Genomic DNA, 24795 nt, shown 5'->3' on the forward strand with positions numbered 1-24795 from the left:
TAACCTGATTTAATATTATGAAGAAACCGGCAATCCTGTTTTTATTATTCTGTTTACTGTGTTCAATTCCAGTTGTCCGGGCTGCTGATACCATTTTTGTTCGGGAGACACAGATTCCTATTCTGATAGAAAGGGTGGATAATGTTTTGTTCTGTTTGCGTCTGGATGCAAAGGAGAGCAAAGTGTTGGATGAGATAGTTTTAGATTTTGGAAAGGATACGAACCTGTCCGCAATCCAGTCTGTGAAACTTTATTATAGTGGTACAGAAGCATTGCAGGATAAGAGGAAGGGACGTTTTGCCCCTGTAGAATACATTTCAAGTCATACACCTGGGAAGACTCTGGCGGCTAACCCTTCTTATTCCATACAAAAAGCGGAAGTTGCTAATCCGCAGAATCGTGTTATCCTTGTCGCTAACCAGAAACTATTCCCCGGTATTAATTTCTTTTGGATTAGTTTGCAAATGAAGCCGGAAACAGCGTTGGATACTAAGGTAATGGCAGTTGTGACTTCCGCTACTCTGGATGGTAAGGAAGCACTTTTGGAGACTGTTTCCCGGCAAGGTATTGAACATCGGATGGGAGTGGGCGTGCGCCATGCCGGTGATGACAATTCGGCGGCATATCGTATTCCGGGCTTGGTGACTACAAACAAAGGAACTTTATTGGGTGTATATGATGTGCGTTATAATAGCAGTGTCGATTTACAGGAACATATAGATATAGGGTTAAGCCGCAGCACAGATGGTGGGAAAACATGGGAAAAGATGCGCCTGCCTCTGGCTTTTGGTGAAACGGCCGGATTGCCTTCGGCTCAAAATGGGGTGGGAGACCCGGCCATATTGGTAGATACAAAAAACAATAATGTGTGGGTAGTTGCTGCCTGGACTCATGGCATGGGAAATCAGCGTGCTTGGTGGAGTTCACATCTGGGGATGGGTATAAACCACACTGCGCAGCTTGTTTTGGCGAAAAGTACAGATGATGGTAAAACATGGTCAGCGCCTATAAATATAACAGAGCAAGTGAAAGATCCTTCCTGGTATTTTTTGTTGCAAGGTCCCGGACGGGGCATAACGATGGATGACGGTACTCTCGTTTTTCCTACTCAGTTCATTGATTCTACCCGTGTGCCGAATGCAGGTATCATGTATAGTAAGGATAGGGGAAAGAGCTGGAAAATGCATAACTATGCCCGTACAAATACTACAGAGGCGCAGGTTGCTGAGGTTGAGCCGGGTGTACTAATGTTGAATATGCGTGATAACCGGGGCGGTAGTCGTGCCGTAGCAATTACGAAAGATTTAGGTAAGTCATGGACCGAACATGAATCTTCACGTAAAGCATTGCAAGAACCGGTCTGTATGGCAAGTCTGATAAGTGTAAAAGCGAAAGATAATGTCTTGAATCGGGACTTGCTTATCTTCTCTAACCCCAATACAACGAAGGGGCGTCATGATATTACTATAAAAATAAGTCTGGACGGTGGCATCACCTGGCTTCCGGAGCATCAGCTTTTGTTGGATGAGGGCAGTAACTGGGGATACACTTGTCTCAGCATGATCGATAAAGGAACTATTGGTATTCTTTATGAGAGTAGTGTAGCTCATATTACGTTTCAGGCAATAAAACTGAAAGATGTTGTGAGTATCCTGTGAAATTAATGGCCTTATTTCTTTCCATCCAGATATTCCCTCTTGAACATATCCACAAAAAGGAAGAACAGCGAGAGTAACAGTGGTCCGAAGATGACCCCCATAAAACCGAATAGAGAAAGACCGATGACGACTCCGAATATTGTGATAAGCGGATGTATATCGGCCATTTTCTTTTGCAGAATGAAACGTATCAGGTTGTCGAGCTGAGAGATGATTAGTGTTCCGAATATAGCTAACCCGATACCATTGAAAAGGTCGCCGGATAAGGCCATATAAACGGCAATCGGGAACCATACCAGTGCTGTACCTACCATGGGGATGATCGTTGCGAGGCAGGTGAGGAATCCTGTAAGCAGAATGTCCGGTACATCAAAGAACCAGTAACCGATCATGGCTACTCCACCTTGTATGATTGCCAGCAAAGGAATACCGACGGCGTTGGAGTGGACAATCATCTTGATGTCGTGCACTACATGTTCTGTATTGGCTTCACTGAAAGGAAGTATTTCGCTGATGTATTTCTCCATCCTCTGTCCGCCTATCAGCATAAAGTAGAGCACGAATACCAGAACGAAAAGGTTGACCGCAAAACTACTGATACTGCCCATGACGAATTGCCCTATGGCAGGAAGTGCGGAGATAATAAAGGAAGTGGTATCCTTGCCCAGTACGTCATAACCGGTTTTTTCCTTGATGATATTTGCTGCACTTTCAATCGGGGCAATGATGCTCTGCGGATCCAGATTGATATCCTGCAATTTGCTGACTAATAACCAGACTGCCAGCGCCAAAGGAACCAGAAAGAAGAGGATGGCTTCGGTAGTAATAAGGGTTGCAGCCACACTTCGTTTCATCTTCCGTTTGTCGGTCAGATGTATCATCTGTCTTCTGACCAGGATATAGATGGTTAATGCACCTAATAAACCGCCCAGAAAGGGAGTAATTTGTAGGAACAGGATTATACCCAGCCCGATGATTATAGTGATTAGTGAATATTTCCAGTATTGTTCTTTTGTACTCATATCCTTTTTGCTGTTTTCTATAAGAAACAAACAAAGTGGGCATTTGGTTGGTTATCCTTCATTCAGCCAGCCTTTTCCCTGACGGATAACTTCAATTTCTCCACTTGTGCAGTCTACAATGGTAGAAGATTCTGTACCACCGATGCCACCGTCAATAACCAGATCGACAAGATCACCGAATTTTTCATCAATTAATTCAGGATCAGTGCAGTATTCTATATCTTCGTGCGCTTCGTGCGGGAGAGTGGTAGTCATGATGGGAGCGTCCAGAATACGGGCTATTTCCTGGATAATGGCATTGTCAGGCATACGGATACCTACTTCTTTTCGATTACGGAAAATCTTTGGCAGGCGGGTAGTGCCGTTCAGGATGAAAGTGAAAGCACCAGGCAGGTTGCGTTTCATCAGTTTGAACGTGTTGTTATCTACCTTTGCATATTCGCTGATGCTACTTAAATCGTAGCAAATAATGGAAAGGTTATTCTTACGTGGATCTATCTCTTTGATACGGCAGATACGTTCGATGGCACGTTCTTTCAGCCCATGGCAACCAATGGCATACATGGTATCTGTGGGGTAGATGATGAGGCCACCGTCATTCAAAATATCCACTACCTGTTGCAGGTCTTGTGGATTATTGTTCTTTTCGTAAAGTTTCAGAAGCATAGAGCTGATAATTAGTCTATATATAATAACGCAAAAGTAGGGAATAAGTTTCTTATTCTCAAATAAGTGTGGCTTATTTCTTGGATGATTTTTTTCGAAGTTCTTCTGCCAGTCGCCACTGCAATGCTGCCTCTGCTTCTTTTCCTGCCTGCATCAAGGCGTCTCCGAAGAGCTCGTGTGCTCCGGCATGTTCTGGTTTCAGGGTGGTAGCTTTGTCCAGATCGGCTATGGCGCCTTCGGTTTCTTGTTGTTTCAGGCGTAATTTTCCCCGGTTATAAACAGCTTTAAATTCAGCCGGACGTAGTTTGACGGCACGTGTCAGGCATTCTTCCGCTTCAAGATATCTGCTGTCATTGAAGAGGGTGATGCCTTTACGTATCCATGCATCTGTATATTCCGGATAAAGCTCCAGCGCTTTGTCGTAGTTGGCTATGGCGGCACGAGAGTCATGGGCAAGAGTAATGGACTCATTACCCATCAGATAATACTCACGTGCATAGGCTTGCAACCGTTTCTGTTGCTCTGCCATTTGGGATTTTAGTTGATCGTTGTTGTCTCGTAGCTTGTTGATAACACCTAACTTGCGACGGATGAGGCGTTGAATAACAGGCTTTTCTATGTCGTATCGGGAGTGTATAGCTTTAAAAAAATGGTTGAGGAAGATTTCGAAATCTCCTTTATCGAATGCTTTGGTTGCAGCGGCATATTCTACGTCGGCTTGTGCCTGTTTCAGGGCGCGGTCTATGGCTTGCCGGTTATTGAAGCGTTCGGCAAAATTCACTATTTCCGGGCGTACAAAGATATCAGACCGATTCACAGGTTTCTTTAGTTGAATACCTTCCAGCGAGGTGCAGCGGCTGAGGGCGACGTACGCTTGTCCACCGGCAAATACACCGCCGGTGAAATCGATGACTACACGACTGAAGGTCAGTCCCTGACTTTTATGGACGGTGATAGCCCACGCCAGTCGTACGGGAAACTGGGAGAAGGTGCCCAACACTTCTTCTTCAATTTCTTTTTTCCTTTCGTTGTATTTATAGCGAATGTTTTTCCAGTGCTCCGGCTTGACGTCACATTCTTTCCCATCATCAGTGATGACGTAGAGTGTTTCTTCTATCTCATCGAACCCACTTACTACACCGATAGTGCCGTTTACCCAGCGGCGGTCGAAATCATTCTTGATAAATATGACCTGTGCACCCGGTTTCAGTACAAGCTCACGCGAAGTGGGCAGACTGCTTTCGGGAAAGTCACCAGTGACTTCTCCCCGGAAGGTAACAGCGTCTCCGGGCAGTTCTGCCAGTTTCCGGTCATTGATATAATCTACGTTATCGCGACGCGTAGCGAGGGTGATATACATATCTTCCTCATTTTCTTCGATGTCGGTTCCATAGCGGGTATTGAGTAGTTGCAGGTCAGTGGCACCGGCAGTATTGCTGCGAATATGGTCCAGAACGCTGACAAAGACTTTGTCTGTTTGGCGATAGACCTTTTCAAGTTCAATGGAAACAAGATCTATCTGGTTGAAAACCCTTGCAGAGAAAAAGTAAGGAGTAGGATAGAAGCGGTTCAGGATTTCCCGCTCATCGCCTTTTACTACAGGTTCGAGCTGGAAAACATCGCCTACTAACAAGAGTTGTTTCCCACCGAAAGGTTCGCGCAGGTTGCGTGAGTAGACACGCAGGATACGGTCTACGGCGTCAATAATATCTGCCCGTACCATGGAAATCTCATCGATAATAATGAGTTCCAGTTCTTCCAGTAGTTTTCGTTGGGGTTTGGTGTATCTGAAGAATTCGTGAATGCGTCCGCGCTGCAAACTCAGATTCGGATCGTCGGGAAGCAAAGGATGAAACGGTAGTTTGAAAAAACTATGCAGGGTGCTGCCACCAGCATTGATGGCGGCGATACCGGTAGGCGCCAATACCACATGTTTCTTTTTTATATTCTCGCAGATATATCTCAGAAAGGTAGATTTACCCGTACCCGCCTTTCCGGTCAGAAACACGGACTGGCGGGTATATTGTATGAGACTCAGAGCATCCTGGAACTCTTTGTTGTTGGTATCTACTGACTGCGACAAAATTAAAGATTGATAATTAAAGATTAAAGGAAGACTATATGATGGAGAAATGGCGGAGGGCATTGGTTACTCCGTCTTCATCTACCGAAGTCGTTATATAATTGGCATGTTCTTTCACCTCATCCACGGCATTGCCCATGGCTACACCAATAGCGGCATGGCGGAGCATGCTTACATCGTTGCCGCCGTCGCCGAATGCCATTGTTTCTTCCAGGCGGATACCAAAGTGGTTGATGATTTCGTCAATGCCTTTCTGTTTGGTGTTTCCTTTGGCAGTGATGTCGGCAAAAGCAGGAAACCAGCGTCCGGCTTCGCAACCAGGCAATTGAGGAAGAATCACTTGCTCTTGTTCCAGTGTGATAAACGGAGTCATCTGGAAAATCTCCTGTCCGATAGCTTCTTCGGGCGTCTTTTCCGGAATGATATCTACTTTCAGAAAGTCGTTGAATATCTTTTTCACCATATTGTCCGGCTGGCAGACGCAGATATCATGTTCGCCTACAAAGATACAAGGAAAATTTTGTTCGGAGGAGATGCGTGCCAATGTCTGTACGTCAGCAGCGGGAATCGCGCTCTTGTAAATCACTTCTTCACCTACGAAACAATATCCTCCGTTCATGGTTATATAACCGTCTATTAATTCGCGGTCCTGCAAGGCGGAAAGGTTGTTGATGATAACTGCGGGGCGTCCCGTAGCGATAAAAATCCGAATGCCTTTGGCTTTGGCAGCGGCGATGGCTTCGATGGTGGTTTGGGGAATAGCATGGGTGTTAAAACTCACTAAAGTGCCGTCGATGTCAAAAAACAGGGCTTTAATCATATAATTTCTATTTTACTTGGATGCAAAAGTACTCAAAAGTGAGGATATTTTGTACTTTTGCCTCCTAAAGAAATCGTAAATAGTCATTATACATTAATAAAATAATAAAAGCTGTTTTAGAACGCAGTTAAATCGCAAATGAAGAAGCATTCCTTAAAAGATTGGCTGATCGCTGTACGCCCCTGGTCGTTTCCGGCATCAGCAATGCCGGTGATTGTCACGCTGGCATATTTGTATTGGGCATACGGGGTAATAGAATGGGCGAACGGACTGTTAGCGTTGGCCGGTATTGTTATTTTTCACGCTTCGGGAAATGCGTGGAGTGATTATTTCGACTTCGAACGGGGAGTGGACAGGGTGGATACATTTGGCGTGAAGACCCTGACAAGCGGACAATTCATGCCATTGGAGATACGCAACCTGGCCATAGGCCTGATGGTGCCAGCGGCGATGGTCGGTCTTTGGCTGGTAGTCCGTACGGGGCTTCCCTTGTTGTGGATAGGTGTTTGTGGAGCTTTGTGTTCGTTGCTCTATCCGTGGCTGAAATACCGGGCTTTCGGAGATTTCGTTATTTTTGTAGCTTATGCCATACTTCCTACTTTGGGTATATCCTATATTACTATGGGGAAATTCCTGCCTGATGTATGGCTGATAATCGTTCCGGTGGGATTGATTACAGTAGCCATCCTGCATGCTAATAATACGCGTGATATAGGTACGGATGTAAGGGCCCGGATTAGTACTCTTGCTATGAGGCTTGGGGTGAAGACAGATATTTATCTATATATGTTCGAGGTGCTTTTCCCGTTTCTGTGGATCGCGGCTTGTGTTGCGTTGGGATATTTTCCGTGGTGGTCTTTATTGACGATAGTAGGAATTCTGCCTGCAATAGCCAATGCACGGACTATGTTGCGGTTGCCGAAAGAAGGGACTGGTGTCATATCCAATTTGGATGAGAAGACGGCGAAACTGCAACTTTTGTTCAGTTTATTGTTTACTGTTACATTCCTGATATAGATGAAACGAATTATTATTCCTTTATTGATAGCTGCTTTCTTATGGTTCTTTATGTTTTCTCCCTGGACAAGCGGAATATTCAACTTCTGGACGGCCATGAGTTTTTCGGCTATTGTGCTGATGAATATGGCTTTTGCGCTTCGTCCACAGTGGTGGATAGAAGATGTGAAGTTCGACTGGAAGAATATTGCCGGAGGGGTGGGATTGGCTGTTGTTTTGTGGGGAGTATTCTGGTTGGGAGATAAGGCTTCCGCCTGGCTTTTCGACTTTGCCCGTCCGCAGGTGGAACTGATTTACGGAATGAAAACCGGTGAAAATCCTTGGTTACTCTCCATATTACTACTCATATTGATAGGTCCTGCCGAAGAAATCTTCTGGCGGGGATATGTGCAGAATGCACTTTCGAAGCGCTGGAGCCCGAATGCTGGTTTTATAGTGACAACATTAGTTTATGCATTGGTACATATCTGGTCGTTCAACTTTATGCTGGTGATGGCGGCGTTGGTGGTTGGTGCTATCTGGGGATTGGCTTACAGATTGTATCCGCAGAAATTGGGAGCATTGATTGTGTCGCATGCAGTGTGGGATGTGGCGGTATTTGTTGTGTTTCCGATTTAATATGACTCTTTTTCGGTAATTTTTCATCCGCAGATGACGCAGATTACACGGATTTATAAATTGAAGTAAAAGAAACCTGCGTTATCCGCGCTATCTGCGGATGAAGAATGAAATCTTGATTTACAGGAATATAGAATATAAAACAAACAGCAATGAAATACAATTTTGATGAAATCATTGAACGTCGTGGCACTAACTCGGTGAAGTGGGACGGTGTAAAGAATATCTGGGGGCGTGATGATTTGCTCCCTATGTGGGTGGCCGATATGGATTTCCGTACTCCGCCTTTCGTGATGGATGCTTTAAGAAACCGCCTGGAACATGAGGTGTTGGGATATACTTTTGCTTGTGAAGAGTGGTATACTTCTATTTGTGCATGGCTTCACGACCGTCATCAGTGGGATATATCCCGAGAGATGCTGACATTCGTTCCGGGAATCGTTCGCGGGCAGGCTTTTGCCCTGCAATGCTTCACTAATCCGGGGGATAAGGTAATGGTGATGACTCCTGTTTACCATCCTTTCTTCTTGGTGACCGAACGTATGGGGCGTGAAGTGGTATATTCGCCATTAGAATTGCAGGATGGACAATATCATATCAATTTTGAGCGTTTCCGTAAAGATTTGCAGGGGTGTAAAGTTCTGATTCTCTGTAATCCTCATAATCCGGGCGGACGTGTATGGACAGCAGAAGAGTTGAAAGAAATAGCGGCTATCTGTTACAATAACGGCACATTTGTGATTTCTGACGAGATTCATGCCGATCTGACTTTGCCTCCTTATAAACACTATCCGTTTGCTACGGTTTCCGAAGCAGCAGCATCGAACTCACTTGTCTTCATGGCTCCCAGTAAAGCATTTAATATGCCCGGACTGGGTAGTTCGTATGCGATTATTGTTGATAAGGATATTCGTGAACGTTTTCAGACCTTTATGGAGGCGGGTGAGTTTTCTGAAGGACATTTGCTTGTCTATATCGGTGCGGCAGCCGCTTACATGCATGGTGCAGAATGGTTGGAGCAAATGCTTGATTATATAAAAGAGAATATAGATTTTACAGAAGAATATCTGAAAGCACATATTCCGGGCATTGGTATGATACGTCCGCAAGCTTCTTATCTTGTTTTTCTGGATTGTCGGGATTTGGGACTGACACAGAAAGAATTAACCCGACTTTTTGCAGAGAAAGCACATCTGGCTCTGAATGACGGAACTATGTTTGGTCAACCGGGAGAGGGCTTTATGCGATTGAATATCGGTTGTCCCCGTTCAGTGCTGAAGCAGGCTTTGCAGCAATTGCGTGAGGCTGTTGTGCAGTAATATCAAAAAGAAGAATCTATTATTGTTGGCCGTACAGGTCTATACTACATGAAGAAACTCTTATATCTTTTTATTGTAAGTGGCGTTCTGCTGTGTGCTTGCAGGCATACCGATAGTACTGCTTTGCTCCGCCAGGCGGATGCGGTGGTTTATGATAATGCGGATAGTGCAATGAAACTCCTGTCGTTAATCAAGAATCCGGAGCGGTTGCCGTTTGAGGAAAAAATGTTGTATGGTTGGCTGCGTGCATTTGCACATAATGTACGGGGAGTTTCCATGGCGGAAGACTCTTTGATTTTGCCGGCATTTCATTATTTTGTCGCTGGTCCGGACACGGTAAAGATGCTGAATTCATTCGTGCTGAAATCCAAATATTTATATTGGCAGAAAAGGCATGAAGAGGCTATGGCTGTACTGGATAGCGGTATTGCGGCGGCTACGGCATGCAGAGATACTTATCTGATGGTTAATATGCTTTCTGAGAAAGCAAACAGGTATGTGTACGTTGAGAAGGATTATAAAAAGGCAATAGAAGCACATCTCAGAGCGATTGCCATTCGTGAAGATGAAGGTCTGTGCTATTCTTTGGGTATTGCCATGGGATTACAGGGAAATGATTCGGCTTCTTACTATATGGACCGGAGCATTGAACTGGTGGAGAAAAAGAAAGATACGGTGCGCTTGGTACATTATCTGCGAAACTACGCGCAGTTATTGTCCTATATAAACAATGATTATAAAAGGTCGGCAGAAGTGTCGAAACGCCTGCGGAATTTAGCGTCTGATGAAGGACAGGTTGCCATGACTGACTTGGTGCTGACGGAATGTTTCCTGAAAATGGGAGAGTTGGATTCTGCCCAATACTACCTCGATCAGGGCAGAGCACTATTTGGCCACCGGGAGAAGTTTTTAACTACAGAAAATATGATGACTTATTATCAGGGACTGATAGATTATACACGTCATCGTACATTTGATTTCTTGAAGGTGATGCGTTATAATGATTCTGTCCACAATGCCCTTTATGCCTTGCAAAGTACCATTCGGCGGAAGGATGAAAGTAAGGAATCACTTTCGAATGCCAATTTGCAGTTGACGGTAGAGCGGCAGGAAGCGCAACTGACGCTGTTAGCTTGTTTGCTGTTACTGGTTGTTACGGGTGGTGGCGCCTTTTTCTATATCCGGACCCGTCGTCATCGTCTGATTGAAGCGGAAGAGCGAATCGAAACACTGAACCGTTTGCTGGCAGATGCCACGAAGGGGGACAGTGAACCGGGGACTACCGGAAATGTTAATCAGGAAGTGGAAGACGGACAGTTTTTCCGAAAAATACTTTTGCAACAGTTGGGTATTATTCGTTTGGTCGCTACGCAGCCTACATCACAAAATCAAGAACTACTTCGCCGCATATCCGGCATTACGAACCGGGAGTTGCCCGTAGAAAGTCTTTTGGTATGGGAGGATTTGTATCCCGTGATCGATCGTATATACGATAGCTTTTATACTCGAATGAACAGACGTTTTGGTTCTGTACTAATAGATAAAGAACAGCAGCTCTGTTGTCTGCTTTGCGCAGAGTTCTCTACAAAAGAGATTAGTGTAGTGACGCAGCAAAGCATTCCGACTATTTATCAGCGGAAGACGAATATCCGGAAGAAGCTGGGAATGGGGGAGAAAGAGGATATCGTCGGTTTTATTCTGGAGAAATAACAAATATTACCTGCTTTTCGCACACTCTTATGTGTATTCGTGTTTGCACGGGTTATGAATTAATTCACCACAGAGCAACACAGAGTTTAATCAATTTGAAATCAAAAGAATAGAACTCCGTGATACTCTGTGGTGAATAGTTCATTACTATACGCTTATCACTAAACCCTAATCACTTTTATTCCTTTCCATACTTTATTGTCAGATATTATCATTGTGCATTTTTGTCAAGTGTCGGTGTCTTTCGGCGGGAGGCAGATGGCATTTTCAAGAGTCCGTACGAGGCGGAAAAGTCCGGCAGCAAGTCGGCGGTCAGGACATGCGGATGTCACCGCTGATGAGAAGCGCATGTCATGGGGGGTGACATGCCGGATGTCATGGGTGGTGACAAGCGCATGTCATGACCACCCCTCTGCGCACCCCCTCTACAGATACTTCCAGGCGGGTTATACAGGCAAGTCTTGTATGCGAAAAGGCTCCGGCACTGGCAGAAGGTTCTGTCTTTCACCGGAGCCTTTCTTCCATATTCACTTGTCATTTCATCCGCCTTGAAAGTGGGTGGCTGCTGGCTTGGCAACGGTGTGGCGAATGTAAGTATTTATTTCTGTACCACCAAGGGGTAGGCGGAATAATTTATTAATGTGAATCCGTAGTTGAAATTAGCTCCTTCTTATAGCGGAAATGAAATAGAAGCTGTATCCGGTTCGCGGAAATGAACGTGCCTATTGCATGCATATAAATAGTATATAGACTCTCAAAAGGCAAATATAGAGAAGCTTAAGCTTAATATGTTGATAATTAGTGATGTATGCGTCTCTAATATAGAACTTTTATATCCCGATATAGAGTGCTTGAGACATGTTTCACCCCTAACTTTGCATCAGGTAAAAACGAAAAGTGAAACATTTAAATCAATCGAACGATGAAAGCAAATTCAATGAAGACTATCGGGAAAAGACTCGGATTCTTAATCCTTATCATGTGTGTGGCAGTTTCTATTTCTGCTCAAACTTATCAACTCTCCGGTTGCGTGCAGGACGAAAACAATCAGCCGGTGGAAGTAGCGAATATTCTGCTGAAACAGGCCAAAGACAGCACCTATCTTACCGGTATGCTGACGGATGCACAAGGCTGCTTCACCTTTGCTCAACCTAAAGGGGAATATCTGCTGCACATCACTCTGATCGGCTGTGAAGACATCTATCTGCCCGTCTCCTTACAGGGAAATAAGAATGTAGGTATGCTCACTCTGAAATCCTCTTCCACCTTTTTAAATGAAGTGACCGTTACGGCAGCCCGTCCGGTAATCAAGCGCCTGGTGGACAGAGTTGTTTTTGATACACATAATGCCATTGCTACTGCCGGGGGAAATGCACTCGACCTTTTGCGTGAAGTGCCCGGTTTGCGCGTTGGGCAGAACAGTATTGACATCATAGGTAAAGGTGGCGTGAAGATATATATCAATGATCGTGAAACGAAACTTTCCGGTGACGAGTTGATTGACTATCTCCGTTCTTATGACGCCTCTCAGATACAGAAAGTGGAAGTAATCACTACTCCGCCCTCCAAATATGATGCGGCTGGCAACGCGGGTATTATCAATATACGCCTGAAGTCACGCCCTAAAGATTATCTGGGAGGTACGGTATCTGCTTCTTATAATGCAGGCGAAAAGGAAAATTACGGTTATGGTGGTGTAAACCTGAACATCAGTAAAGGTCGTGTATCTTCCTTTATCAATGCAGGCACTACGCAAGGCAACTATGAGAACCGTGAGGCGAATCGTCGCTATTTTGCCCTGAATACTTGGGATGGACGTACGGATTATAAGAAATACATGCAGAGTTATTATGGCCAGGCAGGTGTGGACTTTGCTCTGGAACGCAACTGGACGTTAGGTTTGCAAGCCGTTTACAATCACAACAACCCTAAAGATTCCAAAGCAGTTTCTATTACGGAAGTTTATGATGTGGCTACTGCCCGTCTGGACTCTCTCTTATTCTCTGACAGTGAAGAAGGAACTAAAGCCGACCGCATCAATTTGAATTTCCATACCGATAAGTCCTGGGGTGATAAGGGTAAAAAGATGACCTGGGATGTGGATTATCTGTATGATAAGAGGGATGGCCACATGGGATTCCTGTCTGACACTCAGACCCCTGATGGTGTAACCATACCCGGAACCAATTTCGATTACAGTTATTTGCAAAACCGCAAAGTAGATGTATTCTCTTCTGCACTCGACTTTACACTTCCGTTTGAGAAGTATAAGGTGACCGCAGGTGCCAAGGTTTCTTTCACGAATACCCGTAACCGTATCAATTATGATACTTCGGACCCGACACTGGTGCAGGACGACTACTTCCACTATAAAGAACAAATCTATGCTCTTTACGCTGACTATAACCGCGCGTTTGGCAAGCAGTTCTCTATGCAGCTGGGTTTGCGTATGGAACACACCCGTACTACCGGTATCTCCGAGTCGGAGAATACGACGGACAAGCACGATTATACCCGTCTGTTCCCTACACTCTATTTCCTATATTCACCTGATGAGCAGAATGCGTTGAACCTTAGTTTGTCCAATCGCATTTCCCGCCCTTCACAGAATATGGTGAACCCTTTCCCGTTCTATCAGAACAAGTACACCTATGCCCGCGGAAAGGAAGACCTGAAGCCGAGTTATACGTACAATGCCGAATTGGGATATACATTCAAGAACAATCTCAATATCTCTGCCTTTTATTCTTATTCGGACGATGTATTCTTTCAGGTTGTAGGTCTGGATCCGGAAACTAATGTCAGTTCTTTCCTGTGGGATAACTTTATGGAGACACACTCTTTCGGGCTGAATAACTCCTATACATTCCGTACAAAATGGATGCAAGCTTATGCTCAGCACGGTGTAAACTATAGCCGTACGACTTCCAGTGCCGCTTCCACATCAGCCGAAGAGAAAGGATGGGCTTATAATGCCAGTTTGCGCAATACGTTCTTCCTTAATCCGAAGAAGACATTTATCGGAACGCTTTCAGGTTGGTTTACTTCACGCCAGTATAGTGGAGTATATCTGATAAAACCTACTTATGGCGTCAGTGCGGGTTTGCTCTATCGCATGCTGGATAATAAGCTCAGTCTTAGCCTGAACGTCAACAATATTCTGATCAGCCATTCGAAGCTTGAAACTGTTTCCAATGGAGTCCGGATGACGACGGACAATCAGTTTGCCTTTACCGGTTTCCGCATCGGTGTTTCCTACACGTTTGGTGGAGATATCCGCAGCAAGGGACAGCGTAATAGTAACTCAGATATTCAGAACAGATTATAAACATTGCTTTCATCGTTTTTACCTAGCTGAAAGCACTCCCGTGGCGGGAGACGGACGGCTTGTCAGAGTGAAACAGAGGTTTCACCGGACAGGCCGTTCACTTTATTTCCATAAAGTATATGAATCATTCCTCCTTTTCTACCAGTTTTTACCCCTTACTTTCTTCATGATTGCTCACTTTTGCATACCAACAAACAAATCTATAAGAGGAAGTATATGAAAAACAAAATGAAAAACCGAGTAATAGAGATGAAGGACTTATGCCTTTTATGGCTCTTCTTGTTCTTATTAGGTGGAATACCGGCAGGAGCGACTACTATTTCTGATGATGGATCAGCATCCGGTACGGAAGAATTAATCGCTTTCCCCGGCGCTGAAGGTTTTGGCCGGAATACTACCGGTGGTCGCGGTGGTAAAGTTTATCACGTCACTACATTGGAAGATGGAATGCAGGCAGGAACCTTACGTCATGCACTTGCACAAACAGGTGCACGTACGGTGGTTTTTGATGTAGCCGGGACTATCTTCCTGAACAGACCTTTAAGAATCACTAACGGAGATTTGACTATTGCCGGACAAACGGCGCCGGGGCAAGGTATCTGTATTGCCAGACGTCCGGTAACTATTAACGCCAACAATGTCATTGTTCGTTATGTACGGTTTCGTGTCGGCAATGAAGGCGGTGGAGAACCCGACGGACTTGGAAGTACCGATTGCAGGAATGTTATTGTAGACCATTGTTCTATCAGTTGGTCGGTAGACGAGTGTTGTTCGGTGTACGGTGGTGAAAACCTGACTGTCCAGTGGTGCCTTGTTTCCGAAAGCCTTCGGACGGCCGGTCATGCCAAAGGTAAACACGGATATGGAGCCATCTGGGGAGGAGCGAAAGCGTCTTTTCATCATAATCTGCTGGCACACCATGAAAGTCGTTTTCCCCGACTTGGTCCCCGTCCTTTCACTCAGGAACGTGAGCATGTGGATATGCGGAACAACGTTTTTTATAATTGGGCGGGAAATGGCTGCTATGGTGGAGAGGGAATGCATGTGAACATCGTGAACAATTATTATAAACCGGGTCCGGCTACTCCCAAAAACAGTCCTGTACGCTATCGTATTGCCGCTCTTGGAGTGCGTACTACGAAATATTGTACCAAGGCGGATGGTAAACCTAATGTTTGGAAACCTATGGAACATGTATGGGGGAAATTCTATGTGGACGGTAACGTAATCGAAGGTAATAAGGAAGTCACCAAGGATAACTGGACAAAGGGTATTTACGAACAAATAAACAACTCATCCTGCGATAATACTTTCACCAAACAAGTGAAGAAAGAGATGCGTCTGGTCAAACCTCTGGATGCAGGCATTGTCACTACACATACCGCCGAACAGGCGTATGATCTTGTATTGGCCCATGCAGGCTGTTCCAAACAACGTGATATTATAGATATACGTATTATAGAAGAAACCCAAAACGGTACGGCTACTTACATTGGCAGCGTGACGAAAGGTGCTGAAAATGCTCCCGGATTGATCGACTTACCGGCAGATGTGAAACCGGAGGGAACCACCAGTGCCTGGCCGGAATTAACGAATGGCGGTGTTACAGCCGATGAGCTAAGAGATACTGATGGCGATGGTATTCCAGATACATGGGAAACAACTCATGGACTGAATCCGAAGGATGCTTCCGATGGCATTACTACCACATTGAGTAAGGAAGGTTATACCAATTTGGAAGTCTATATGAACAGTCTCGTACCGTAGGAACCAAGAAACAATTATCAAACATAAAAGTATGAAGAAGATTATTTTTACTGCACTACTTGTCGGAATCTTATCCGGAGGATGTGCACAGGAGAAGGAAGCAGTCTCTCCATTTCAGGCTGTAGTGGCTCAAGATGGCAGCGGCGACTATGCAACTATTCAGTCTGCCGTAGATGCGGCGCCGGAGAATCGGCAGGAACCATGGCTCATTTTCGTAAAGAACGGTTCGTACCGTGAACAGGTAATTATCCCTGAGACCAAGACTTACATTCATCTCATTGGGCAGGATAAAGATAAGACAATCATCCATCACCGTCTCAATGTAGGCGGAAAACCCGAAGAAGGTACTGCGCCTGAGAAGACTGCTTTCTGGGAACATTCTGTTCATAATCCTTCCTCTGAAGTTTACAAATTAGAAGGCAGCGTTGTTTATGTGAAGGGAGCCCATTTTTATACAGAGAATATTTCTTATCTTAATGATTGGGGGGTAGATAGCCAAAGTGGTCCTCAAGCTTTGGCTATGAGTAGCCAAGCTGATTGTGCGGCATACAATAATTGTATTTTTCGCTCTTTTCAGGATACCTGGATGACTTCCAGAACTGACTCCCACCGTCTTTATGCGAAGGATTGCTGGATTGAAGGAGCGGTAGATTACTTTTATGGCAGTGGAGATGCTTTGCTTGAGAACTGTACATTATATAATGTACGCAGTGGTTCTGTAATAGTTGCTCCCTCTCATAAAAATGTGAGGTTCGGATATGTATTTCGCAACTGTATAGTGGATGGTAATGCCGCTGCTGCCAATGGTAAACAAAAGTTGGGACGTCCGTGGCATAATTCTCCTCGTGCAGTTTATATACATACCACTATGCGCATTCCTCTTGCTCCCGAGGGGTGGACAAACATGGGTGCTATTCCGGGGTTATTTGCAGAGTATGACAGTCGCGATGCTGAAGGTAATATACTTGACCTGAGTCAACGTAAGACTGAATATGACGGACGTGGTCCTAATAATCCACCGAAAGGTTCCTGTCGTGCAACAATCACGAAGGAAGAAGCGGATGGCTATGTATACGAACGTATAATTCCAGGAGATGACGGATGGGATCCCCGTGTGATGATGGAAAAATTGCCGTCTCCCGCAAAGTTGAAGAAAAAGGGGTTGAAAGTTAGTTGGAAAGCAGTACCTGCCGCCGCCGGATATGTCATTTTTGATAATGACCATGTTGTCGGTTTTGCAAAAGAGCCGGTCTATAATTTGTCATCTGAAATAAAAGGAAATTTAAAAGTATGTGCTGTCAATCGTTATGGTTCATTAGGAACAGAGAGTGTCCTTTAGTTAATGAATTGTAATGGCGCTATAATATATTGACATTTTTTGCATGTGGAATCCCGGGCTTATGAAAGTCTGGGATTTTTTTGTTAAAACTACTCAGTTATAGCCTCAAACTGAATTATTACTCCCTTTCTGGATGATTTTACTCTTTGAATACTCTTCTAATTCTGAATTTTGCAAAAGAATTAATAACACAGGTTAAGTTAAGAAATGAAAAGCTTTACGAAAAACACTGTACTTATTGTTTAACTAAATAATACTATCATGAAACAAGAAATCGAAAAGATGAAGAGCAGGTTGCTTCTGCTGGCATTCATTTTAATGGTGCCTATTGGAGTGTTTGCTCAAAACATTACGGTAAAAGGTAATGTGACTGATTCGGAAGGAGAACCTATTATCGGTGCCACTGTTATGGAAAAAGGTAAAAGCCAGAATGGGGTCATCACTGACTTAGATGGTAATTTTACTCTGAATGTGTCAGGTAAAGGAAAAAAGATTGTTATTACCTATATAGGTATGAAAACGGAAGAAGTGGATGCGGTAACCGGAAAGACTTTGAAGATTGTCTTGAAGGATGATTCGCAAACACTGGACGAAGTAGTAGTAGTTGCCGTAGGTTATGGTAACGCACGCAAGAAAGATTTGACTGGCGCTATTTCTTCCGTAGGTGAGAAAACATTGAAAAACATCCCAACTACTTCAGCTTCAAGTGCCATTACGGGACGTTTGGCGGGTGTAAGCGTTGTTACAACTGAAGGTTCACCTGATGCAGCCGTTAATATTCGCGTACGTGGTGGTGGTTCTATCACGCAGAGCAATGAGCCGCTGTTCATTGTAGATGGATTCCAGGTGAGTAATATTAATGATATTCCTCCGACGGATATTGAAAGCATTGATGTGTTGAAGGATGCTTCTTCTACTGCCATTTATGGTGCTAAAGGAGCTAATGGTGTAATTTTGGTTACTACAAAAGGTGGTCGTGCCGGTAAGACAGAAGTGACATTCAATGCATCATTGGGTTTGAACCGTTTCTATAATGAAACTGAGGTTCTTTCTCCCTATGAATATGTTTACTATCAGCGTGAATTGGACCCGGCTAAGAATGCAGGCTTTTTTGACCGCTATGGACAGTGGGAAGATGTCGATATTTATAAAGGTAAAGAAGGGCTCAACTGGCAACGTAAATTGTTTGATCGTACCGGATTGAAGCAGAGCTACAACGTAAACATTAACGGTGGTAGTGAGTCTTTGATTTATAGTATAAGCTACACACGTGATGATGAAACTTATATTATGCAAACATCCAAATATCGTCGTGATAATCTGAACTTGAAGTTAAGCAAGAATTTTAATAAAAAGTTGAGATTGGATCTTAATGCTAAAATGAGTAATAATGTTATTGACGGCCCCAGTGTATCCAGTGGTTCCAAACTACGTGACTGCGTGAAGTATCCCCCTATTGGTACGCTTACTGACCTAACGGAAGACGATCTGGCTGGTGATAATGAATTGATCCCTGAAAATATCAGTAACTTGAACGACCCCTTCTACAATATTACCAACGAGTATAAGAAGCAGTCCAAGTTCAATAATACCTATAATGTTGCTTTAATATGGGACGTTATTAAAGGATTACAGTGGCGTGCAGAAGGCACTTATGGCTTTACTTTTGATCGTACTGATAATATTTATCTGAAGAATACAGGTGAAGCGAATGGTAAGGCTGGACAGCCTGTTGCCTATCGCCAATATTGGAATGGTTCAAAATGGACATTCCGTACTTTGCTGACTTATAAATTCAAGTTGAAGAAGCATCGTTTTGACGTTATGGGCGGTATAGAAGCTAATAATTCTGAGAAGGATGATATGAAAGTCAATTCGGATTATTATCCGGGTGATTATCTGGCTAATGACATTCTGGCTATGTGGAACAATGGTACTGCAGAACCCACTTATACGACCATTAATGAACCTGACCGTAGCATGTCCTATTTCGGTCGTGCCAATTACATTCTGAATGATCGTTATTATCTGACTTTTACGTTGCGTGCAGACGGTACTAACGTTTTTGCACCTGGAAATAAGTGGGGTATTTTCCCAGCTGCATCTGCTGCATGGCGTATTTCGGACGAAAGTTTCATGGAATGGTCTAAAGACTGGTTGTCCACTTTGAAGATGCGTGCCAGTTACGGTAAGTCCGGTAATGCTCGTGTCGGTTCCTATTGGCGTCAGACTTATAGTCCGGTAACTTCTACTAAGAATCTTTATTATCAGAATGAAATTGGACAGAGTAGCTTGCAACCTGCCAAACGTCTGCGTAATGAAAATCTGACTTGGGAGTCTAAGTTCTCAACGAACGTAGGTTTTGACTTTGGTTTCTTCAATAATCGTATAAATCTGACATTTGATTATTATAATGATGTTACTAAGGACTTGATTATGGAAGTGCAGTTGCCCTCTAATGCAGGTTATAGTAGCCAATACCAAAATCTTGGTCAGACCACCAATCGCGGTGTAGAGTTGTCGTTGAATGCAAATCTCGTTCAGACGAAAGATTTCTATCTTGACTTTAATTTTAATATTGCTTTCAATAAGAATAAGGTAGATGCCTTGTATGGTGCCAATGGCGACGAGATGATTCTTTCTGGTGGTGGAACAGAGACTGGTAGCGATAACTATCGTGTTTTTGTAGGCCAGGAAGTTGGTTTGATGTACGGTTATGTGTCTGATGGTATGTATTCTTTTGATGATTTCACTTTCAATCCTACCACTAAAAAGTGGGATATTGTGACGACTAAAGATGAAAATGGTGTACCAATCGTTACAGATTGTTCGGGTGTACTTTCTCGTGCAGGAGGTTATTTCGGACCTGGTCACATGAAATTGAAGGACTTGAATGGTGATGGAGTTATTGATGCTGATAATGACCGTAAAGTAATCGGTCATGCGTTGCCGAAACACACCGGTGGTTTTAGTTTTAATGCCGGTTGGAAAGGTTTCGATGTTACAGCGATGTTCAACTGGTCTTATGGTAATGATATTCTGAATATCAATAAAGTGGACTACACTTCTTATACAGGTTCTAAACGTTATCAGAATCTGAGTAATGATATGAGATTGGCAAATCGTTTTACAACAATAGATCCTGTTACAGGACTTAATATCTATTATGGTGAATATGCCAACCCTGAACGTTTGCAGGAAATTAATTCCAATGCTTCCATCTGGCATCCGTTAATGAACAATACGATTACCACAGACTGGTTGGTAGAAGACGGTTCGTTTTTACGCTTAGGTGTTCTGACGCTGGGATATACTCTCCCGAAATATTGGACTCAAAAGTTCGGTGTGAAAAGCCTGCGTGTCTATGCTACTGGAAATAATTTATTCTGTCTGACAGGATATAGCGGTCAGGATCCGGAAGTAAATACAAGTTCCAGCAATATGACTCCTGGTTATGACCGTTCGGCTTATCCGAAGTCCAGATCCTATATTTTCGGATTAAATGTTACATTCTAAACTAATAAACTTATGAAATTACAGAATATAGTATATGTATTGACGGTGGGAGGTGTGCTGTTAACCTCTTGCAGCGATTTTCTTGATACGGAATCTCCCTCGGTACAAAGTAGTACTGTTACTTTTGAGAATGAAGGTATGACGCGTTCGGCTATTATGGGAGTTTACTCCGAATTAGCAGGTACGTATGTTTATGGACAGAAAATGTCGGTTAACTGGCAAGGCGTTTCAGATATTGAATTGGCTAGTGGTTATGCTACTGACCCATCCAAAGATCTGACAAGTGATACAGGGGCGGCCAATTATTATTGTGACTGGTACAACAAGACCCTGCAATGGGGATACATTTTTAAAATGGCAGAATTGGCCAGTACGGCTGTGGATGGCATTCGTGCTTCAGCGCTTTATAAAAGTGGAAATGCGGCGATGAAGCGTTATTTGGGTGAGGCTTTAACATTGCGTTCATTGTCTTATTTTGAATTGGTTAGGCGTTGGGGAGATATTCCTTTTAAGGAAGGTATGTCTAACTCGGATCTTTCCAATGTATATATGGGAAAGATTAATCGTGATAGTATTTATTCAAGTATTGTTCGTGACATGCAGGAGGCAGTTAACTATTTGCCTTGGGTAGGAGAAAATTCTGATTATAATTGCGAACGTGTGAATAAAGGATTTGCTAAGGGATTATTGGCTCGTATTGCTCTTTTTGCAGGAGGATGGTCGGTTCGTGACGGTAATCAGTTTCCTGATGATTCTAATGTAGAACACTATCCTAATGTTGAAGGAAATCCCGGTATGGAGGAAGTAGGAGGTTATTATGTTGGTAGACCTAAGAATTGGCGTGATTATTATGAAATAGCCGAGCAGCAATGTGCTGAAATTATTGGTGCTCCGGAGAATCCTCATCAATTGGATCCTGATTATGGACATATCTGGAAAACAGTTTGTGGCTTGAATTATAACGAATATAATGAGAATCTTTTTGAAGTAGCTAATGGAGTAGGGTATAGTGGTGACATCGGTACATTGATGGGACGTACAATGGACGGTGGAATCGGGTATGGCAGCCGTGGTTTCGGTGGTTCTTATGTATGTTCAAATGCTTATTATTTCTATTCATTCTCTCCGACTGATACTCGTCGTGATTATGCTTGTTACTGGCCTCAGTATAAGAAAGATTCAGATGCGAAGAGAAATCGTGAGGTGATGCAGACTGATATAATGAACGTGAAATTGGGCAAATGGGGCTTCTTCTGGACTTCTAATGCATATCGTTCTATAGCACAAACAGCTACGGCTCGTACTCCGACCGGTATTAACTGGATTGTGATGCGTTATTCAGACGTCTTACTGATGTTTGCTGAAGCTCGTTATATGTTGGGTAAAGGAATAGATTCAAATAGTGAAATAGCTAATATCAGTGCCCGCAACGCATTGGAACAAGTTCGTACGAGAGCTTTCGGTGCCGGTTCTGAAGAAGTGAATAAATATGATGCTGATTTCTTTGAGGCTATTGTTAACGAACGTGCCTGGGAACTGGGTGGTGAAGGTATCCGTAAATTGGATTTAGTTCGTTGGGGATTACTCGATTCTAAAATAGAGGATATGAAAAAGGCGATGCTTTATTTGCTGGACGGTACTCATACCATAAAAATCTTCGACAAAACGTATGAACCAACTGATTTCCCGGTGAAAGTGTACTATAGATATGATAAGGAAGGTGAATTCATTGATTTGTCTTCAGCCAATTTCTATCGTAACCTGGCTGATAATCCCGATACGGAAGTTTATTCGGAAGCGAATTGGTTCCCCCGTTCCTATTGGAATTTGGCCGAAGGCAAAGAAAACTCTTTAGTTGATAATTCAGTAAAGATATTGTCTTGTGCCACTGGTCTGCGTAAATCTTATGATTATACGGAATTGCTGGGTACTTTGAAGTATGGCGAGTTGATTCAGGCTAAGTTGAATCTGATAGATATAGGTAATGAGATCTGTAATTATCGTCATTTCCATTCTATCTATTATGATGATATCTATAAGTCAAAAGGGTATTTGAAGAATTCTTATGGATATGATAAGCAAAAATAAAAAGTTAACTTATTAAAGAATGAATATATGAAACTTAGAAATATATATTATATCTTATTGGGAGTTCTGGCATTTTCTGCCGTTGCTTGCCAGGAGGATGCCAATGACTGGGGGATAGAACCAGGTCATGACCGGTTATTCCGTACTACAGAATTTAAAGTGACTGATAATACATCTCCTACTTCGATAATGTTAAGTTACAGAGGTATAACGGATGCTTCAAAGTATATCTTTGAATTTAGTAAAGGAGATAGTCTGGAATTTACAAATATAGTGAAGACTGTAGAAATTCTGGCGGACACCTTGACACCGTATCGTCAGGAGACTACTGCGGTTAAAACGGAATATCGTACATTGTTCACAGACTTGGATGGAACCAGCCGTTATTCAGTACGTGTAAAAGCAATAGATGGAAAAACAGGTAAAGAGTCCGGTTATGTGGGACTTTTCTTTGAAACTCCGGATGAGCAGATATTTACGGAGGTTATTCCTTCTACTTCCGGTGCTGTCCTGAAGTGGAAAGCCGATAAGACCGCTACTCATATCCGCCATGCCGAATTGAAATTTACGGTGGAAGGAGAAGGGGAAGAACAGACTGTTTTGATTGATACAGTATGGGTAGAACCCGCTCACGAGTTAACTGCAACTGAAAAACAGGCAGGAACTTATTCCATTAAAGACTTGAAGGCAGGAACTAATTATCTGGCATATATCCTGAATGGCGATGTGCTTAGAGGTAAATATAGATTTTTGACACTGGGATCTTCTGTAGGAGAAACAATAGACGTACAATCAGGAGATGACATTAATGCTTTGTTAGCTTCTGCTCCGGTAGGACCGGTAACTCTGGCTTTCAAAGGTGGAGAAAGCTATACGTTTGGTGAGATCACTGTGCCGACAAATGTGAAGGCCCTTTATATGGCAGGTAATGTGATTGATGGTCAGCTGCCTCAATTGACGGCTACCAAAATGACATTTGCTGCTCCGCTGGGAACTGTGAAATGGCAGAATATCGATTTGATAAGTGACGGACAATCTCAATTCTTCATTGAAATAGGAAATACGAATTGCTTCAGTACTATAGCCTTTGAGGGATGTCATATCAGTGAAATTCCACGTAGCCTTGTGCGTTTGAACAATGGTGATGTAGAAATAAGTGGTATTACAATCAGTAATTGTATTGTGAAGAATGTAGCATTGAGCGGCTATGGTCTGTTCAATTTCGGTAAAGCTAAATCCCTGAAGAAACTCGTTATTGAAAACTCTACGCTTTGTGAGATTGGTGATCAGTTGATGGATGTTCGTTTTGTTATTGATGAAATAAAAATGAATAAATGTATCTTCTGTAATTATACAATTGGCATGCCGAAGGTATTCCGTTTGGATAAGCAACCGAAGTCTATTGCTGTGACAAGCACTGTCTTTACCGGAACGAATGGTGGCAGCAAGATCAATTCCGGGAATAGTGACTATTCAGGCTTCCTCGATTTCTCTGGTTGCTATTTGACTTCTGACTTTCAGGTAGACTCTAGACCGTTCACGAATGCCAAGTCTTTGTCTATGACATCTCTGGAATTATTCGTAGATCCGATGAATGGGGATTTCCATTACAAACCGGAATTGAAATTTGAGGGTGAAGGCAAAGCCGGTGACCCGAGATGGTGGATACAATAGGTAAGATTCTATATAGGAAAGATTGTTAATGATGGAGGGAGGTTGTTCATATGAACAACCTCCTTTTGTGTTTAATCTGCTCTGAGAAACTTTTCGAATTTTGAGATAGTGCACTTATAGTACCTGAATTTCCCCCATAATACCTAATTTTCCTGGGTATATTTGCATAA

16 protein-coding genes are annotated in these 24795 nt (G+C 43.3%); 12 read left to right on the top strand and 4 right to left on the bottom strand.

The features are described from left to right. Nucleotides 1-17 precede the first annotated feature (17 nt). Nucleotides 18-1658, top strand: a complete 1641-nt coding sequence (locus tag VYM24_RS11065; protein ID WP_330942134.1) for a sialidase family protein — start codon at nucleotides 18-20, stop codon at nucleotides 1656-1658. 11 nt (nucleotides 1659-1669) lie between these two features. Here the strand turns inward: VYM24_RS11065 and VYM24_RS11070 are convergent, their stop codons facing one another. The 4 genes from VYM24_RS11070 to VYM24_RS11085 all read right to left on the bottom strand — a co-directional run bounded on the left by VYM24_RS11070 (nucleotide 1670) and on the right by VYM24_RS11085 (nucleotide 6249). Continuing rightward, nucleotides 1670-2680 (bottom strand): AI-2E family transporter, encoded by a 1011-nt coding sequence (locus VYM24_RS11070; protein ID WP_330942135.1) that lies wholly within the window; start codon nucleotides 2678-2680, stop codon nucleotides 1670-1672. 51 nt (nucleotides 2681-2731) lie between these two features. Then, nucleotides 2732-3346 carry an L-threonylcarbamoyladenylate synthase gene (locus VYM24_RS11075; RefSeq protein ID WP_044262278.1) on the bottom strand — a complete coding sequence of 205 codons (615 nt, stop codon included), beginning with the start codon at nucleotides 3344-3346 and terminating at the stop codon, nucleotides 2732-2734. A gap of 73 nt (nucleotides 3347-3419) precedes the next feature. Then, nucleotides 3420-5429 (bottom strand): tetratricopeptide repeat protein, encoded by a 2010-nt coding sequence (locus VYM24_RS11080; protein ID WP_330942136.1) that lies wholly within the window; start codon nucleotides 5427-5429, stop codon nucleotides 3420-3422. Nucleotides 5430-5463: 34 nt separating this feature from the next. Beyond that, nucleotides 5464-6249 (bottom strand): Cof-type HAD-IIB family hydrolase, encoded by a 786-nt coding sequence (locus VYM24_RS11085; protein ID WP_330942137.1) that lies wholly within the window; start codon nucleotides 6247-6249, stop codon nucleotides 5464-5466. Nucleotides 6250-6387: 138 nt separating this feature from the next. On the opposite strand from VYM24_RS11085, the gene VYM24_RS11090 reads away from it, so the two are divergent. The 11 genes from VYM24_RS11090 to VYM24_RS11140 all read left to right on the top strand — a co-directional run bounded on the left by VYM24_RS11090 (nucleotide 6388) and on the right by VYM24_RS11140 (nucleotide 24625). Further along, nucleotides 6388-7266, top strand: a complete 879-nt coding sequence (locus VYM24_RS11090) for a prenyltransferase (protein WP_291551974.1) — start codon at nucleotides 6388-6390, stop codon at nucleotides 7264-7266. Then, nucleotides 7267-7884 carry a CPBP family intramembrane glutamic endopeptidase gene (locus VYM24_RS11095; protein WP_291551975.1) on the top strand — a complete coding sequence of 206 codons (618 nt, stop codon included), beginning with the start codon at nucleotides 7267-7269 and terminating at the stop codon, nucleotides 7882-7884. It begins immediately after the preceding gene. Nucleotides 7885-8036: 152 nt separating this feature from the next. Beyond that, a complete protein-coding gene (locus VYM24_RS11100; RefSeq protein WP_330942138.1) occupies nucleotides 8037-9203 on the top strand; it encodes a MalY/PatB family protein in 1167 nt (388 codons plus the stop codon). A gap of 48 nt (nucleotides 9204-9251) precedes the next feature. Further along, nucleotides 9252-10913 carry a helix-turn-helix transcriptional regulator gene (locus tag VYM24_RS11105; protein WP_330942139.1) on the top strand — a complete coding sequence of 554 codons (1662 nt, stop codon included), beginning with the start codon at nucleotides 9252-9254 and terminating at the stop codon, nucleotides 10911-10913. Nucleotides 10914-11171: 258 nt separating this feature from the next. Beyond that, on the top strand, nucleotides 11172-11465 hold the full coding sequence (locus VYM24_RS11110) for a hypothetical protein (RefSeq protein WP_330942140.1): 294 nt from the start codon (nucleotides 11172-11174) through the stop codon (nucleotides 11463-11465). 370 nt (nucleotides 11466-11835) lie between these two features. After that, entirely contained in the window at nucleotides 11836-14241 is a 2406-nt protein-coding gene (locus VYM24_RS11115; protein WP_330942141.1) for a TonB-dependent receptor, read from the top strand. 216 nt (nucleotides 14242-14457) lie between these two features. Further along, a complete protein-coding gene (locus VYM24_RS11120) occupies nucleotides 14458-16008 on the top strand; it encodes a pectate lyase (RefSeq protein WP_425286647.1) in 1551 nt (516 codons plus the stop codon). Nucleotides 16009-16039: 31 nt separating this feature from the next. Continuing rightward, nucleotides 16040-17347, top strand: a complete 1308-nt coding sequence (locus VYM24_RS11125; protein WP_330942143.1) for a pectinesterase family protein — start codon at nucleotides 16040-16042, stop codon at nucleotides 17345-17347. A gap of 261 nt (nucleotides 17348-17608) precedes the next feature. Further along, nucleotides 17609-20863 carry a SusC/RagA family TonB-linked outer membrane protein gene (locus tag VYM24_RS11130; protein ID WP_299092900.1) on the top strand — a complete coding sequence of 1085 codons (3255 nt, stop codon included), beginning with the start codon at nucleotides 17609-17611 and terminating at the stop codon, nucleotides 20861-20863. A 12-nt stretch (nucleotides 20864-20875) separates the two neighbouring features. Then, nucleotides 20876-22951: a RagB/SusD family nutrient uptake outer membrane protein gene (locus VYM24_RS11135; RefSeq protein ID WP_299092898.1), complete on the top strand. Its 2076-nt coding sequence runs from the start codon at nucleotides 20876-20878 to the stop codon at nucleotides 22949-22951. A gap of 27 nt (nucleotides 22952-22978) precedes the next feature. Further along, nucleotides 22979-24625 carry a DUF4957 domain-containing protein gene (locus VYM24_RS11140; protein ID WP_291601597.1) on the top strand — a complete coding sequence of 549 codons (1647 nt, stop codon included), beginning with the start codon at nucleotides 22979-22981 and terminating at the stop codon, nucleotides 24623-24625. Nucleotides 24626-24795: the final 170 nt, after the last annotated feature.

It is taken from the genome of Bacteroides sp. MSB163 (assembly GCF_036416795.1).
GTDB classification, from domain to species: Bacteria; Bacteroidota; Bacteroidia; order Bacteroidales; family Bacteroidaceae; genus Bacteroides; species Bacteroides maternus.